Source organism: Caulobacter sp., assembly GCF_017744445.1.
In the GTDB taxonomy this organism is placed as follows: domain Bacteria; phylum Pseudomonadota; class Alphaproteobacteria; order Caulobacterales; family Caulobacteraceae; genus Caulobacter.
On record NZ_JAGIBH010000004.1, the window covers coordinates 39639 to 54505 of the forward strand.

The 14867-nt window shown below is 66.1% G+C and carries 13 protein-coding genes and 1 pseudogene; 9 read left to right on the top strand and 5 right to left on the bottom strand.

Annotated elements, in window-relative coordinates; genetic code table 11:
• Positions 1-34: 34 nt before the first annotated feature.
• The 3 genes from J7528_RS06915 to divK all read right to left on the bottom strand — a co-directional run bounded on the left by J7528_RS06915 (position 35) and on the right by divK (position 3544).
• Positions 35-1687 carry an alkaline phosphatase family protein gene (locus J7528_RS06915; protein WP_291872733.1) on the bottom strand — a complete coding sequence of 551 codons (1653 nt, stop codon included), beginning with the start codon at positions 1685-1687 and terminating at the stop codon, positions 35-37.
• Between the two features lie 118 nt (positions 1688-1805).
• On the bottom strand, positions 1806-3170 hold the full coding sequence (locus J7528_RS06920; protein ID WP_291872205.1) for a PleD family two-component system response regulator: 1365 nt from the start codon (positions 3168-3170) through the stop codon (positions 1806-1808).
• The gene (gene divK / locus J7528_RS06925; protein WP_291872206.1) at positions 3167-3544 is read right to left on the bottom strand and encodes a cell-cycle response regulator DivK; all 378 of its coding nucleotides are present in this window, start codon (positions 3542-3544) and stop codon (positions 3167-3169) included. The genes J7528_RS06920 and divK overlap by 4 nt, the downstream gene beginning before the upstream one ends.
• Positions 3545-3665: 121 nt before the next feature.
• Between divK and J7528_RS06930 the strand changes: the two genes are divergently transcribed.
• From J7528_RS06930 to J7528_RS06960, 7 genes and pseudogenes are all read left to right on the top strand, one after another.
• Complete coding sequence (locus J7528_RS06930; RefSeq protein WP_291872207.1) at positions 3666-4313, top strand: hypothetical protein; 648 nt, start codon at positions 3666-3668, stop codon at positions 4311-4313.
• Positions 4310-5200, top strand: coding sequence for an ROK family protein (locus J7528_RS06935; RefSeq protein ID WP_291872208.1), 891 nt, complete (start codon positions 4310-4312; stop codon positions 5198-5200). Before J7528_RS06930 ends, J7528_RS06935 begins: the two co-directional genes overlap by 4 nt.
• 203 nt (positions 5201-5403) lie before the next feature.
• Positions 5404-6660, top strand: coding sequence for a DNA polymerase IV (locus tag J7528_RS06940; RefSeq protein WP_291872209.1), 1257 nt, complete (start codon positions 5404-5406; stop codon positions 6658-6660).
• Positions 6661-6815: 155 nt separating this feature from the next.
• A pseudogene (locus J7528_RS06945) lies at positions 6816-6953 on the top strand (hypothetical protein); the annotation flags it as partial.
• A 26-nt stretch (positions 6954-6979) separates the two neighbouring features.
• Positions 6980-7309 (top strand): ATP-dependent Clp protease adapter ClpS, encoded by a 330-nt coding sequence (gene clpS, locus J7528_RS06950; protein WP_013079900.1) that lies wholly within the window; start codon positions 6980-6982, stop codon positions 7307-7309.
• A 12-nt stretch (positions 7310-7321) separates the two neighbouring features.
• Positions 7322-9652: an ATP-dependent Clp protease ATP-binding subunit ClpA gene (gene clpA / locus J7528_RS06955; protein WP_291872210.1), complete on the top strand. Its 2331-nt coding sequence runs from the start codon at positions 7322-7324 to the stop codon at positions 9650-9652.
• Between the two features lie 165 nt (positions 9653-9817).
• Entirely contained in the window at positions 9818-12448 is a 2631-nt protein-coding gene (locus J7528_RS06960; protein ID WP_291872211.1) for a hypothetical protein, read from the top strand.
• Positions 12449-12490: 42 nt separating this feature from the next.
• On the opposite strand, the gene J7528_RS06965 is transcribed toward J7528_RS06960, so the two are convergent.
• Complete coding sequence (locus tag J7528_RS06965; protein ID WP_291872212.1) at positions 12491-12934, bottom strand: BLUF domain-containing protein; 444 nt, start codon at positions 12932-12934, stop codon at positions 12491-12493.
• Positions 12935-13048: 114 nt separating this feature from the next.
• Positions 13049-13483, bottom strand: coding sequence for an HIT family protein (locus J7528_RS06970; RefSeq protein WP_291872213.1), 435 nt, complete (start codon positions 13481-13483; stop codon positions 13049-13051).
• A gap of 54 nt (positions 13484-13537) precedes the next feature.
• Between J7528_RS06970 and J7528_RS06975 the strand changes: the two genes are divergently transcribed.
• Positions 13538-14116: a DUF4287 domain-containing protein gene (locus J7528_RS06975; RefSeq protein ID WP_291872214.1), complete on the top strand. Its 579-nt coding sequence runs from the start codon at positions 13538-13540 to the stop codon at positions 14114-14116.
• Positions 14117-14378: 262 nt separating this feature from the next.
• Positions 14379-14867: a pyridoxamine 5'-phosphate oxidase family protein gene (locus tag J7528_RS06980; protein ID WP_291872215.1), complete on the top strand. Its 489-nt coding sequence runs from the start codon at positions 14379-14381 to the stop codon at positions 14865-14867.

A 14867-nucleotide genomic window follows, 5' to 3' on the forward strand; every position in this document is an offset into this window, starting at 1 on the left:
TAGCGCCCGCTTGTGACGTTTCTAGAAGCCCGCCCTAGCAAGCTTGACCATAAACCAGTGGTCTGCACACGCCATCGACATCAACCGGCGGCTTCACGCCCGTTGCGGCGGCGATCGTGGGGGCGATGTCGACCGTGTCCAGCGGCAGCACGCGCTCGTGCGGGGTCGCGCCCTTCCACCAGAACAGGATCGGCACGCGTCGGTCATAGTCCCAGGGGCTGCCGTGGGTGGACACATAGGTCAGCCCCGGCGTGGCCGGCACGCGATAGGGCTTGAAGGCCACCAGGATGTCGCCCACCCGGCCCGGATAGGCGCTGCGGCGCAGGCGCTCGGCCACCGAGATCTCTTCGGGATAGGCGTCGGCCGGGGCGGCTTCCAGGGTCAGGATGGCGTTGGAGTCGAAGGCCTCGGCCACGGCCGGGTCGCGCTTGATCAGCACCAGGGCGGCGGCGGTGATACGGGCGCGGTCGGTGATCGAAGGCGTCTTGCCGTCGGCGCCGACCACATAGACCTGGTCGATGCCGCCATCGGCCTTCAGCGGATCCCACGACAGGCCCAGGTCAGCGCGCAGCTGCTTGTTCAGGCCGGCGATCCACGGCTTGCCGATCACGCGTTCGCTGTCATAGCCCTCGTCATGCAGGCGCTCGGCGAAGTCGGCGCCGCCGTGGTCGGCGGCCAGGACGACCAGGACCCCGCCCTTGACCTTGTCCAGACTCTTGAGGAAAGCGCCCAGGCGGTCGTCCAGGCGGGCGATCTGATCGCACATCTCCGGACCGCGCGTGCCATAGCGGTGGCCGATGAAGTCGGTGGCCGACAAGCTGACCGTCAGCACGTCGACCTGCGGGCCGTCGCCCAGGCCATAGGTTTCGCGCAGGTCCTGGGCCAGCTCCAGGGTCGCCGCGTCGGTATAGGGGCTGGCATAGAGGTCACGCAGCTTATCGGCGTCGCTGGTCGCCGCCGCGATCGGCAGGCCCGCATGCCACTTGCGGTCGCCGGTCTGGTAGTCCGCTTCCAGCGCCTTGCAGCGCTTGGCCGAGTCCTTGGCGTAGTCCCAGGTGTACGAGTGCTTCTTGAGGTCCGCCGCCAGCTTGGCGTTCAGCGCGGCGACGGGCTTGAGGCGCTCTTCCGCCGTCTGGCCCTCACGCACATAGGTCGTGAAGCCAAAGCCCGGCTGGTACCAGAATTGGCCGTCGGCATTGTGGCCCGACATGGTGATCGCGCCGCGGTCCTTGCCCGAGACGCCGAACACCCGGCTCTTGGGCGAGACGGCCTTCAGCCAGTCGCCATAGGTGGTGGCGACCATGTTGGCGGGCGACACCGCCCTGCCCTTCGGATCGTCGGCCAGGGTCACGGTCGGATCGGCCAGGCAGTAGACCGTCTTGCCCGTGGCGCGGTCGTACCAGTCGTTGGCGCTGATGCCGGTCTTGTTGGGATGCTTGCCCGTCAGCAGGGTCGAGTGGCCCGGGCACGTCTCGGTGAAGGCGTGCGACTGGTAGCCGTTCGGATAGACGACGCCGCTGCTCAAGGTCGCCAGGCCGCCCGTGAACTCACCGCGATGCTGGGCGTAGAGATTGGCGCTGAACTGGTCGATCGAGATGACCACGACCAGCTTCGGATCGGGCTTGGTTTCAGCCTGCGCGGCAAACCCGACGGAGACGGCGGCGGCCAGGACGCCGCAGGTAAGCATCTTTTTCATTCGAGCGATTTCGCCCGAACGCTTCCTCCGTGCAAGGACGGAAGGGTTTCAGCGCCGAAATGTAAGCTGGGTGTCAGCCCTGTGACATTCAGCTTGGGAAGCTGACGTTCTACGCGGCTTTTCCGACCACGGCGTTCCGGCCCGAAGCCTTGGCCTGGTAGACGCCCTCGTCGGCGCGCTTCAGCAGAGCCTCGGGCGTGTCGCCCTGGCCGGTCGTGGCCGAGACGCCGACCGAGATGGTCACCGTCAGCAGCTCCTGGCCGTGGGCCACCTTGAAGGGTGAGCCGGCGACGTTGTTGCGGATCCGCTCGGCGATGCGCAGGGCGTCGGCCAGCTGGGTGTCGGGCATCACCACCACGAACTCCTCGCCCCCGAAGCGGCAAGGCAGGTCGATGGCGCGGACGTTCGAGGCCAGGCGCAGGGCGAACTCGCGCAGCACCTCGTCGCCGATGTCATGGCCGAAGGTGTCGTTGATCTTCTTGAAGAAATCGATGTCGATCAGCAGGGCCGAGACCGGCTCGCCGCCCATGGTCGCGCGCTTGACCAGCGAGTCCAGCTGGCCGGTCATGTAGCGGCGGTTATGCAGGCCGGTCAGCTGGTCGGTCACGGCCAGCTCCAGCGAATGGTCGAGGTTGTTGCGCAGATAGTCGGTGTAGCGCTTGCGCTGGATCTGCGTCTTGACGCGGGCCGACAGCTCTTGCGGGTCCACCGGACGCGACAGGATGTCGTTCACGCCGATCTCCAGCGCCTTGACCATGCGGGCGCGATCGTCCGGATCGACCATGGCCAGGACGGGCAGCTGGCGGGTGCGCTCTTCGGACCGCAGCGATGCCGTGAAGCGCAGGCCGTCGAAGCCCTTGGCCGAAGCATTGACGATGACCAGGTCGACGGGACCGCCGGCGCTGATCTTGGCCTTCTCGGGATCGCTCTCGATGACCGGACGGTGCTCGACGCCCAGCTCGGCGGCGATGCGCGCGGCCTGGCGCTCGTTGTCGTCGACGATCAGGATACGGCCGCCCAGGCCGTCCAGGCGGGCTGCGGCGCCAGCGATCACGCCGATGCGGCGGCCCGAGGCCTCGCGCTGGCGCAGTTCGTCGATGACCAGCTTGAAGCGGGTCAGGCTGCGCACGCGGGCGAACAGCATGACATCGTCGATGGGCTTGGTCAGGAAGTCCGAAGCGCCCGACTCCAGACCCTGGATGCGATCGGCCCGGCCGTCCAAGGCCGTGATCAGCACCACCGGGATGTGGCGGGTGGCGGGGTCTTCTTTCAGTTTACGGCAGACGGTGAAGCCGTCCATGCCGGGCATCATCACGTCCAGCAGGATGATGTCGGGCAGATCCTTGGCGGCCATGGCCAGGGCCGAGGGCCCGTCCATGGCGGTCGTGACTTCGTAGTACTCAGCCGTCAGCTTGGCTTCGAGCAGGCGGACATTGGCCTCGATGTCATCGACGACGAGGATCCGCGCGCTCATGCGGGCTGCCTTTCCAGCAGGCGCTTGATCGTTTCCAGGAAGTGGACCACCGAGATCGGCTTGGAGATATAGGCCTCGCAGCCGCCCTCGCGGATACGCTCCTCGTCGCCCTTCATGGCGAAGGCGGTGACGGCCACGACCGGGATATGCGCCAGGTCGTCGTCTTCCTTGAGCCACTTGGTGACTTCCAGCCCGGAAATCTCCGGCAGCTGAATGTCCATCAGAATCAGATCGGGCTTGTTGTCGCGAGCAATGGACAGCGCCGACAGACCCTCACGGGTCTGCAGGGTCTCGTAACCCTGGGCTTCGAGCAGATCATGAAAGAGCTTCATGTTCAGCTCGTTATCCTCCACGATGAGGACCTTCTTCGTCATCCTTACCCCGACCAAACGGTCACGTGACGACACATAGGGATTCGCGCCGTCTTCCAGAACCTGATGGCACGAATATCCTTAAGCCCGCGCTAATCGCGTTAAGACCTAACGATCCGAGATCATGGAACAGCGTTACTCCGACCTTCAGGCCTGCGCCATTTCCCCCGCCGCGCCGCTGGTCATCGTCGATGTCGACGAGGTGCTGGCCCAGTTCATGCGCGGCTTCGGCGCCTTTGTGGAGCGCCATGGCTTCGAGCTGCGGGTCGACCGTTTCGCCCTGTTCCAGAACCTTTATCGGCCTGGAGAGACGGAACACCTCGATCTGATCGCGGGCAAGGCCCTGTTCGACGATTTCTTTCGCGACGGGGCCGACGACCTGATGCCGGCGATCGGCGCGGCCGACGCCCTGGCGGATCTCTCGACCCGCGCGCAGGTGGTCATCCTGACCAACGCGCCCGAGCACGGCCGGCTGGCGCGGATCAAGTGGCTGAAAACCCACGGCTTCGACTACCCCCTGATCATCAACAGCGGCCCCAAGGGACCGCCCGCCGCCGAACTGGCCGATCGAACCACGGGCCCCGCTGTCTTCATCGATGACCTTTTGCCGCAGCTCGAATCGGTGGCTGAGAAGGCTCCGCGTGTCCGCCGGTTCCAGATGGTCAGCGACGAGCGCCTGCGCCCCTTCGCCCCTTCCGCCCCCGATCGTCACACGCGCATAGACGAGTGGCCCGCCCTGAAGGCGGCGATCGAGGAGCGTCTGTTCACATGATCCGCTTCGGCATCGATTTCGGCGGCACCAAGATCGAGGCGGCCGCCCTCGACGCGTCCGGCCAGTTCGTGGCCCGCGTCCGCAAGCCTAACCCGGGCAACTACAAGGACGCCCTCGAGGTCGTGGCCGAACTGGTCAAGGACGCCGAATGCATGGCCGGCGCGACCTGCGCGCGGCTGGGCATGGGCATTCCGGGCTCGATCTCCCCTCGCTCGGGCCTGATCCGCAACGCCAACAGCACCTATCTGAATGGCCAGCGCTTTGGCGAGGACCTCTCCCACCGCCTGGCCCGGCAAGTGCGCCTGGCCAATGACGCCAACTGCCTGGCCCTGTCGGAAGCCGCCGATGGCGCGGGCGCCGGCCAGAAGGTGGTCTTCGCCGTGATCATCGGCACGGGTTGCGGTGGCGGCGTCGTGGTCGACGGCAAGATCATCGACGGCCACAACGGCTTCGGCGGCGAATGGGGCCACATGCCCCTGCCCTGGCCCAAGCCGGAGGAATATCCCGGCCCCGAGTGCTGGTGCGGTCGCAAGGGGTGCATGGAGAAGTGGGTCTCCGGTCCCGCCTTCTCGCACGACGCCGGCTTCCCCACCGGTCAGGCGACCATGGACGCTATCCAGTCGGGCGACGCCTCAGCCGCCGCGGCCCTGGACCGCTATGTCGACCGCCTGGCCCGCGGCCTGGCCGTGGTCTGCGACATCATCGATCCGGACGTCATCGTGCTGGGCGGCGGCATGTCGAATGTCGACGCCCTCTATGACCGCCTGCCGGCCGCCATCGCCCCGCACGTCTTCTCGGACGTCTTCGAGACCCCGGTGAAGAAGGCCATCCACGGCGACAGCTCGGGCGTGCGCGGCGCGGTCTGGTTGTGGCCTCTCGAGCGGTGAATGGCAAACCACCCGCACATCCCAAAACCGTCGCCTTCCTCGCCCTTGTGGCGAGGACCCATGGCGCCGCTGGGCTGTGCGCCTAAGAATGCCCGCCGCAAACCATGGCGCACATCGTTCAACGCCCAGCGAGCTGCGCCATGGGCCCTAGGCACAAGGCCTAGGGAGGCAGGTTGGGGTGTAGGCGAGCCGAGCCCTTCCCGATGAAGTGCCTGTGCCGCGACTGCGGGTGGACGGGCGAGGCCAAGGTCTCGCGCTGTCCGTCCTGCGCCTCGCCGCGCGTGGTCTTCCATGAGGAGCTGGGCACGCTGTCGATCGCCCACCTGGACTGCGACGCCTTCTACGCCTCGGTGGAGAAGCGCGACGCGCCGGAGCTGCGCGACCTGCCGGTGATCGTCGGCGGCGGCAAGCGTGGGGTTGTGACCACCGCCTGCTACATCGCCCGCATGAGCGGCCCGCGCTCGGCAATGCCGATGTACAAGGCGCTGAAGCTGTGCCCCCAGGCCGTGGTCATCAAGCCCAACTTCGCCAAGTACAAGCACGAGAGCGCGCGCATCCACGAGAAGCTCGACAAGCTCACGCCACTGATCCAGCCGCTGTCGCTGGACGAGGCCTGGATCGACCTGACCGGCACCGAGCGCCTGCATGGCGCGACGCCCGCCCAGATGCTGGCCCGTCTGCAGGCCGAGATCGAGGCCGAGATCGGCCTGACCGTCTCGATCGGCCTGGCCCCCAACAAGTTCCTGGCCAAGATCGCGTCCGAACTGGACAAGCCGCGCGGCTTCTCGGCCATCGGCGCTGCCGAGGCTCAGAGCTTCCTGGCCGACAAGCCGGTCAGCATCCTGCCGGGCGTGGGGCCGGCCACCGTCGCCTCCCTGGCCGAGATCGGCCTGAAAACCGTGGGCGACATCGCGGCCGCCGACCTGAAGCTGCTGGCTAACCGCCTGGGCGCGGGCGGCATGCGCTTGCACCGCCTGGCCCACGGCCAGGACAGCCGGATGGTCGATCCCGACCAGTCCCGCAAGACGATCAGCGCCGAGACCACCTTCAACGACGACCTGCACAAGCGCGAGGACCTGGAGGACGAGCTGTGGCCCCTGTGTGAGAAGGTCGCCAAGCAGGCTCGCAAGGAAGGCGTCGCCGGCCGGGTGGCGACGCTGAAGCTGCGCACGCCCGACTTCAAGATCCATACCCGCCGCCGCACCCTGGCCGTGCCGACCCAGACGGCCCGCACCCTGTTCCAGGTGGCGCGCGAGCTGCTGGCGGGGGAGAAACCCGGCCTCTCCTACCGCCTGATCGGCGCGGGTCTGACCGACTTCGTCGACGCCGAGACCGCCGGATCAGACATGTTCGCCGACGACGAGCGCCGCACCCTCAAGAACGAAACCGCCATCGACACCCTGCGCGGCAAGTTCGGCGCCGGCGCCGTGGTCAGTGGACGAGCACTGAAGGGTCGCTAGGCGAGTCGCGCCGCGTCCCTCTTGCGCGGCGCATTGTCGCTAACCATTTGGGCCTTCCACCCCGAACAGATCGATCGCGATCGATCTGTTCATCTTCTAAAAGTCAGAGCATGGCGGGCGCCGAAACCGCCCACACTTTCGGCTGCCATGCTCTGGAACCGTTCGTTGGCGGTCTTCGCTCTCCCAAATGTGAAGCCGAATTCCTGGGCGTCCCTGTGCTAAAGCGGCGCAGGCGCGTGTCAGGCTCTTCCAATGCCGCCGCGTTTCCATATCTAATTCAGGCAGGCGGGTGATTTGCTCGCCAGGAGAGAACAAGTCGATGGCCGAGCGGAAGCAAGGCGGACAAAGCAACGGCGCTGGGTCGTCGGTCGTCACGGAAGTGAAGCCGAAGACACAGAAGCCCTCGCTTTATCGAGTTCTGATTCTCAACGACGACTACACTCCGATGGAGTTCGTGGTCTACGTTCTCGAACGGTTCTTCAACAAGTCGCGTGAAGACGCCACTCGCATCATGCTGCACGTTCACCAGAACGGCGTCGGGGTGTGCGGCGTCTACACATATGAAGTCGCAGAAACCAAGGTCGCCCAAGTCATCGACTCGGCGCGACGCCATCAGCACCCCCTGCAGTGCACCATGGAAAAGGACTGAGGAGCCTCCCCGTTGCCCTCTTTTTCGCGCCCCCTGGAAGAGTCCCTGCATCGCGCCGTCGCGTACGCCAACCAGCGTAAGCACGAGTACGCCACGCTCGAGCACCTTCTGCTTTCCCTGACCGACGACGAGGACGCCGCCGGAGTTATGCGCGCGTGCGACGTCGATCTCGCCGCGCTGAAGAAGAGCCTCTCGAACTATCTCGACGTCGAACTGGCCTCGCTGGTCGTCGATGACGACGAGGACGCCAAGCCGACCGCCGGCTTCCAGCGCGTGATCCAGCGCGCGGTGATCCACGTCCAGTCGTCGGGTCGCGAGGAAGTGACCGGCGCCAATGTTCTGGTCGCCATCTTCTCCGAACGCGAAAGCCACGCCGCCTACTTCCTGCAGGAGCAGGATATGACGCGGTACGACGCGGTCAATTTCATCGCCCACGGCATCGCCAAGAAGGCGGGCGCCTCGGAAGCCAAGAGCGTCAAGGGCGCCAGCGCCGGCTCGAACCAGACCGAGGAAGACGGCGAGAAGCCCAACACCAAGACGGGCGGCGAGGCTCTGGAAGCCTATTGCGTCGACCTCAACGAAAAGGCCCGCCAGGGCAAGGTCGACCCGCTGATCGGCCGCGCGAACGAAGTGGAACGCGCGATCCAGATCCTGTGCCGTCGCACCAAGAACAACCCGCTGCTGGTGGGTGACCCCGGCGTCGGCAAGACCGCCATCGCCGAGGGCCTGGCTCGCAAGATCGTCACGCACCAGGTCCCCGAGGTCCTGGAAGGCGCCACCATCTACTCGCTCGACATGGGCGCGCTGCTGGCCGGCACCCGCTATCGCGGCGATTTCGAGGAGCGCGTGAAGCAGGTCGTCAAGGAACTGGAGAACCACCCGAACGCGGTGCTGTTCATCGACGAGATCCACACCGTGATCGGCGCCGGCGCGACCAGCGGCGGGGCGATGGATGCGTCGAACCTGCTGAAGCCGGCCCTGGCCTCGGGCAGCCTGCGCTGCATGGGCTCGACCACCTACAAGGAGTTCCGCCAGCACTTCGAGAAGGATCGGGCTCTCGTCCGTCGCTTCCAGAAGATCGACGTGAACGAGCCGACGGTGGAAGACACCATCAAGATCCTCAAGGGCCTGAAGACCTACTACGAGGATTTCCACAAGCTGAAGTACACCGCCGAGGCCCTGAAGGTCGCGGTGGAGCTGTCGGCCAAATACATCACCGACCGCAAGCTGCCGGACAAGGCGATCGACGTGATCGACGAAGCCGGCGCCTCGCAGATGCTGCTGCCGGAAAGCCGCCGCAAGAAGACCATCGGCGTGAAGGAGATCGAAAGCGTCGTCGCCAAGATCGCCCGCATCCCGCCCAAATCGGTCAGCAAGTCGGACACCGAGGCCCTCAAGGAACTCGAGACCGACCTGAAGCGCGCGGTGTTCGGCCAGGACGAAGCCCTGACCCAGCTGTCGGCCGCCATGAAGCTGGCCCGCGCCGGCCTGCGTGAACCGAACAAGCCGATCGGCTCGTACCTGTTCAGCGGCCCGACCGGCGTCGGCAAGACCGAAGCCGCCAAGCAGCTGGCCCAGACCCTGGGCATCGAGATGCTGCGCTTCGACATGTCGGAATACATGGAGCGCCATACCGTGAGCCGCCTGATCGGCGCCCCTCCCGGCTATGTCGGCTTCGACCAGGGCGGCCAGCTGACCGACGCGGTCGACCAGCACCCGCACGCCGTCGTCCTGCTCGACGAGATCGAGAAGGCGCACGGGGATGTCTACAACATCCTGCTGCAGGTGATGGACAACGGCACCCTGACCGACAGCAACGGCAAGAAGGTCGACTTCCGCAACGTGGTCCTGATCATGACCACCAATGCGGGCGCGTCCGACGCCCAGCGCAACTCGATCGGCTTCGGTCGCTCGAAGGTCGAAGGCGAGGAAGAGGCTGCCCTCAAGCGCCTGTTCACGCCGGAGTTCCGCAACCGCCTGGACGCCGTCGTGGCCTTCAAGCCGCTGACCTCGGACATCATCCGCCAGGTCGTGCAGAAGTTCGTGATGCAGCTGGAGGCCCAACTGGCCGACCGCAACATCACGATCGAGCTCTCCGACGACGCCGCCGACTGGCTGGCCAAGAACGGCTTCGACGAGCTCTACGGCGCCCGTCCGCTGGCTCGGGTCATCCAGGAACACATCAAGAAGCCCCTGGCCGACGACATCCTGTTCGGACGCCTGGTGCGCGGCGGCCACGTCAAGGTCGTGCTGGTCGACAGCAAGATCGACTTCGAGATCGACAGCCACGGCGGCGACGCCAAACCGAAGGCCGACGAAGCCGAACCGGAAATGGCCGGGTAAGATAGCCGCACGGCTGAACGTTTAGGGGCCTGGAGTGATCCAGGCCCCTTTTTTGTGCCCGCACCACCACCCGTTTTGATTTGTATCGCGACTCATAAGCAAATTTTGGTTGCACAGCCAACCACTCTGCATAACGCTGATATTCCAACCAGGGGTGGGTGGGCCATGACGCAGGACGAAGAGGCGAAGCTTGCCGCGAATAAGGCCGCGGACGAGGCGAAGACGGCCGAGATCGCTGCCCGAAAAGCCGCAGACGACAAGACAGCGGCCGAGGACGCTAAGAAGGCGGCTGTGCTCGCCCTTCAGAAACGGCGGATCACCATCGGCGCCCTCTCCGTCTTGGCCGTGTTCTGGCTAGTCGGGCTGGGCCTCATGCTCGTCGGCTCGAGCGCCCCGGCCCAGATCGCCGGCTTCTGGATCCTGATCGGCGGCCTGATTAGCGGCGGAGGCTATCTGGCATTCCGCTTCGCACGCGTGGTGGTCGGGAGCGCCTGGCCCGAGTTCCACGGCGACCGCGACATCGCCGTCGCGCTCGCCTTCATGATCGCGTTCCTTTTGGCTCCGGCGACCATCGGCGACCTGGGCAATGGCGCGGCGGGGCTGATGCGGGGCCTAATCTTCGAGTCGCCCTATCTGGCGGCGACGCTTCAGAAGACGGACGCCGCTCCAGCCAAGCTCTACAACTGCGTCGTCGACAAAGAGGCCTGCCAATACGCCAATGGCAAGACGGGCCTGAAGAAGGATCCTTCGGCCCAATTCACCGGCATCGATCTCAGTTGGTCCTCGTTCGCCATCATTCTGGCCGTAGCGCTGGTCGTCGCCCGGGGACTGCGCGGCGCACGGCGGGACTTTTTCAAGAAGCTGAGCGCCGAGGGGTCCGGCGACAACGAACCCGCCGCCTTCGCGGAGGACGAGGGCAAGAAGCAGCCTCGGTTCATCACCCAAGTGCTGATGAACTATCCGACCTGGGTCGCCTTCTGCATCTACGCCCTGATCCTGATCCCGGCGACCTACCTGGCCGTAGGCTCCCTGCTCTATCTGCGCCTGGACTCGCCGGTGGCGAACCTGCCGGCGCTCACTCGCGAGCTCGACGAGGTGGAGCGTGACGCCATGCTGACGCCAGGCGTCACGCTCGAAACACAGCGACTGGCCACGGACATCGACCGCGTCGCGCCGCTGCTCGCGCCGCCCCCGAAGCGGGAGTCGGACGACCCGGACCTGGTGATGGGGCGGGCAGCGCTCAAGAAAGGCGTCGACTACATCACGGTCCTGACCGACGGACGCCCCGACTACAAGGAAGAGGCGCTCAAGCAGGCCGCCCGGTACAAAAAGAGCGCCACCAGCGGCCAATTCGAGGACTTCAAGGCAGTCCAGCTGGCTAAGTACGAAACCTCGATCCGCGAAACCCGAACCCGGATGCGTCCGTGCCTCGAGGCGCTGGCCGCCGTCGCCAAGCAGATCGAACCCACGCGAAAGGCGGACGCCGACGCCAAGGCTGCAAGCGCCGCGAACGCCACGCAGAAAACCGAGCAGAACACCGCCCAGGCCACGGCGACGGCGGCTGCCTTCACCCTTCAACTGGACAGCCTGCGTCTACGCATGAGGGAATCTGGCGGCGCTTGCCAGGACAAGATCGAGTTCCCGAAAGCTGTCGCCCCTATCCACCTGGAGACCGATTGCAACGCCGATGACGCCAAGAATTGCGGCAAGTCGCGCTCACAGTTCCCCGAGGTCATGTACGGTTGGCTAGCGGCTTCCACTGACGCCACGATCCTGATCGTCGGCCTGGTCGGCTTTGGCCTATTCGGGTCGGCGATCCGGATGATGGGACGCGTTGATGCACCCGTTGTCAGCGCGGCCGCCGTGCTGAAAGCTCAGGACGACGCCTACATGGCGCGCCAGCAAGTCGTCGCGCCCGCCGCCGCCCGCCAGACCGCTAGGGCGGCGCTAGACGCTCAGCGCCGCGAAACTAGCGCTGCGGGCGCGGTGTTCGAACGGACCAACGACGCCGTCACTGCCAACGTGAAGGAGATCGCCTCCGCGGACAGCGCACTCAAAACCGTTCAGGCCAGCGAAGCCGTCAAGGCCGCGGCGCACGACTCAGCCGACAAGGAGGCGACCGCTCAGCAGACGGCCTTCGCCGCCCTGCCCGAAGCGGACCGCACGCCTGAACTGGCGGACAAGCTCAAGGCCGCGATCGTCGCGCGTGACACGGCCGCTGCCGAGTTGGCGAACGCTAAACAGGCGACGGCCGACGCCGCGACGGCCCTCGACGCGCTGAACAAGAAGAAGGCCGAACTGGCCGAAACGCTCGAGAAGGCGCGAGAGAACTTCGCCGCGGCTCAGACCAAGGATCGTGGTCTGCAGCAGACTTGGCAGGACGCCGAAATCGCCTGGCGAAAAGCTGACGACGCGGCGACGACAGCGGAGGCCTACCACCAACAGCTGAAGTCCAGCTTGGTCGCGGACCGGTCCAACATTGTCGTACGTCGTCGCCGCACGACGGGGGATGTCGAGTACACAATCTCCGGCGCGCCCGCCCGCGTGCTGGTGCAGGGCCTGGGCGCAGCCTTCACGTCGTTCCTGGCCGGCCAGGCCGGCGTCCACATCCTCACCGATGGTGGACGGACCAATGCCTATTCGCTGCTGCTCTCTTGCTTCGTCGGCGCGGTGTTCGCCGAGGAGATCTGGCGATGGGCGCGCCGCTACCTGCCCAGCGAGCGCGCGACGGCGCCGCAAGCACCGACCGGAACAACAACGCCGACAACGCCAGCGACGCCCTCGGGACCGAATTGACCCCAGCCCACGAGGACATCGCGATGTTGGGAAGTCCCCTAGCTAGCCCCGCAGATGCCGCTCGCCCGCTCGTGTCAGCAATCGCTCGGCCCGTTCGGCGTCCAAGCCCGCCGGGTTGAAGACCTCCAGACCGACCTCCGCCAGCAAGGCCTGGTCCGCCGCACCCAGACGGTGCTGTCCCATGTTCCAGTCCCGGAACCGGCGGCGCTCGGCCGCGCCGTCGCCGATCGTGACCAGATCGGCGTGGCGCTTGTCCTGGGCGATCCGCGCGAAGGTCTCCTCGACGGCGGTGGCGGGGCCTTCCAACCATTGCAGGAAAAGCCCCTCCCCGGCCAGCAGGAAGCCGGTGACGTCGACGAGGCGATTGTTCTGAATCGAGGCGCTCACGATCGCCCTCACCACTTCGCCGAAGTCGCCCTCGCCAGTAAAGCGGCTGGCATAGATCAAGCGGCGCAGGCCTTGGCGGCCTTCCTCGAATTCAAGCATGGCGTTTCCAGGCCGGCGCGATCGCCGGTACCGCTAACGCGATAGGCTGTAACGGGCTCCGCGCCCTAGCCCATTTCCGCCCGATCCGGGTTTAAGGACTTAGACGCCGCGCTTTTAAAGCGCCGCCGAGATCTTCGCCGCCAACACCTTCAGCTCCTCCACATCGGCCATGCCGCCCTCGCCATGACGTCCCAGGGCGGCGCCCTCGTAGCGGGGGATGACGTGGAAGTGCAGGTGGAAGATGGTCTGGCCGGCCGGCGCGCCGTTGAACTGGGTGACGACCACGCCGTCGGGCTTCAGGGCGGAGACGACCGCCTTGGTCAGCTTCTGGGTGGCGGCGATGAGATCGGCCAGCACCTGCGGCTCGACCTCCAGCAGGTTGCGGGCCTGGCTGAGCTTGGAGATCACCAGGGCGTGGCCAGGCGACTGCGGGAACACGTCCATGAAGGCCAGGACCTTGTCGTCCTCGAACACCTTCACGCTGGGGATCTCGCCGCGGATCAGCTTGGCGAAGATGTTGTCGGCGTCGTAGCGTCCGTCCAGGCTCATGACCGTCTCCCTTTGACGAGACGGTGGTAGCAAACGCGAGGGGGCGCGCAAACCATGGACTCCAAGCCTCAGGGCCTGACCGAGCAGCAACAGAAATGGTTCGCCTCGGTCCGCGCCAATCTGGAGCGCGAGACCGGCAAGACCCTGGAGCAGTGGGTCGAGATCGTCCGCCGAGAGTGCAAGGAGACCAAGCCCAAGGCCCGCACGGACTGGCTTAAGGCGACCTACGGCATCGGCGTGAACCGCGCCGCCACGATCTTCTCCATCGCCTATCCCGAGACGGGCTGGGAGGACTCAGGCGCCCTGCGCGCGGCGCTGTGGACCGACCCGACTTCGACGGCGATCCTGGAGGCGGTCGAGGCGGCCGTCGCGGGCTTCGAGGGCCTGGTCACAGGCCAGCGCAAGGGCTTCACGGCCTGGTCGAAGAAGTCCCAGTTCGCGGCCCTGAAGCCGGCCAAAGGCGGCCAGGCGGTGCTGGGCCTGGCGGTCATGCCCGACGCCTCCCCGCGCTTGCTGGAGCCCAAGAACGAAGGCTGGTCCGAACGCCTGAAGGCCAAGCTGGTCCTGGTCTCGCCCGCCGACGTCGACGACGCGATCAAGGCGCTGCTGAAGGCGGCGTGGGAGCGGTCGTAAGCGCGAGACGCCGTAACCTTCTTCAACGTCGGCGATGGATGTGGAGCGGCCACCGCCGCAGGCCCCCATCTGACCGCTACGCGGTCGTCCGCCCCCAGAGGGGGCGGAAGGTGATCGCGCTCCTTCCTCCCCCTAAGGGGGAGGAGCGCGTCAGCGCGGAGGGGGCAAGTATGGGTCGAAAGCAGACATTCCCCTCGCCAAGCTCCACCCTAGGAACGCGCCTGCTCGCCCCTCGTTCGTCTTCCACACGAGGAGACGCACCATGTCCAAAGACGCCGATCTGGCCGCCAAGTTCTGGAAGGCCCTGAAGTCCGACCGCACCGTGATGCTGGGCCTGCCCGATGTCGACGGCGGCCGCGCCCAGCCGATGACCGCCCTGATCGAGGGCGATCACTCCGGGCCGATCTGGATCTTCACCTCGTCGGAGACCGACCTTGTCCACTCGCTGGATCAGCAGGGTCGCGACGCCTTCATCCACTTCCAGGACAAGGGCCATCACGTCTTCGCGGCGGTCGACGGCCGCCTGCGGATCGACACCGACTACGAGACGATCGATCGCCTGTGGAACCCCTTCATCGCCGCCTGGTTCGAGGGCAAGGACGATCCCAAGCTGCGCCTGCTGCGCTTCGAGCCGGCCGACGCCCAGATCTGGCTGAACGAGAATAGCCTGTTCGCCGGCGTGAAGCTGATGCTCGGGGCCGATCCGAAGAAGGAATACAAGGACAAGGTGGGCGAGGTTCGCCTGAACTAA

Bases quoted from the DNA above. Each gene is read 5' to 3' on its own strand.
- J7528_RS06940 (WP_291872209.1), top strand. From the start codon at position 5,404: ATGAAGTGCCTGTGCCGCGACTGCGGGTGGACGGGCGAGGCCAAGGTC.
- clpS (WP_013079900.1), top strand. From the start codon at position 6,980: ATGGCCGAGCGGAAGCAAGGCGGACAAAGCAACGGCGCTGGGTCGTCG.
- J7528_RS06975 (WP_291872214.1), top strand. From the start codon at position 13,538: ATGGACTCCAAGCCTCAGGGCCTGACCGAGCAGCAACAGAAATGGTTC.
- J7528_RS06980 (WP_291872215.1), top strand. From the start codon at position 14,379: ATGTCCAAAGACGCCGATCTGGCCGCCAAGTTCTGGAAGGCCCTGAAG.
- divK (WP_291872206.1), bottom strand. From the start codon at position 3,544: ATGACGAAGAAGGTCCTCATCGTGGAGGATAACGAGCTGAACATGAAG.
- J7528_RS06970 (WP_291872213.1), bottom strand. From the start codon at position 13,483: ATGAGCCTGGACGGACGCTACGACGCCGACAACATCTTCGCCAAGCTG.
- J7528_RS06960 (WP_291872211.1), top strand. From the start codon at position 9,818: ATGACGCAGGACGAAGAGGCGAAGCTTGCCGCGAATAAGGCCGCGGAC.
- J7528_RS06965 (WP_291872212.1), bottom strand. From the start codon at position 12,934: ATGCTTGAATTCGAGGAAGGCCGCCAAGGCCTGCGCCGCTTGATCTAT.
- J7528_RS06920 (WP_291872205.1), bottom strand. From the start codon at position 3,170: ATGAGCGCGCGGATCCTCGTCGTCGATGACATCGAGGCCAATGTCCGC.
- J7528_RS06930 (WP_291872207.1), top strand. From the start codon at position 3,666: ATGGAACAGCGTTACTCCGACCTTCAGGCCTGCGCCATTTCCCCCGCC.
- J7528_RS06915 (WP_291872733.1), bottom strand. From the start codon at position 1,687: ATGCTTACCTGCGGCGTCCTGGCCGCCGCCGTCTCCGTCGGGTTTGCC.
- J7528_RS06935 (WP_291872208.1), top strand. From the start codon at position 4,310: ATGATCCGCTTCGGCATCGATTTCGGCGGCACCAAGATCGAGGCGGCC.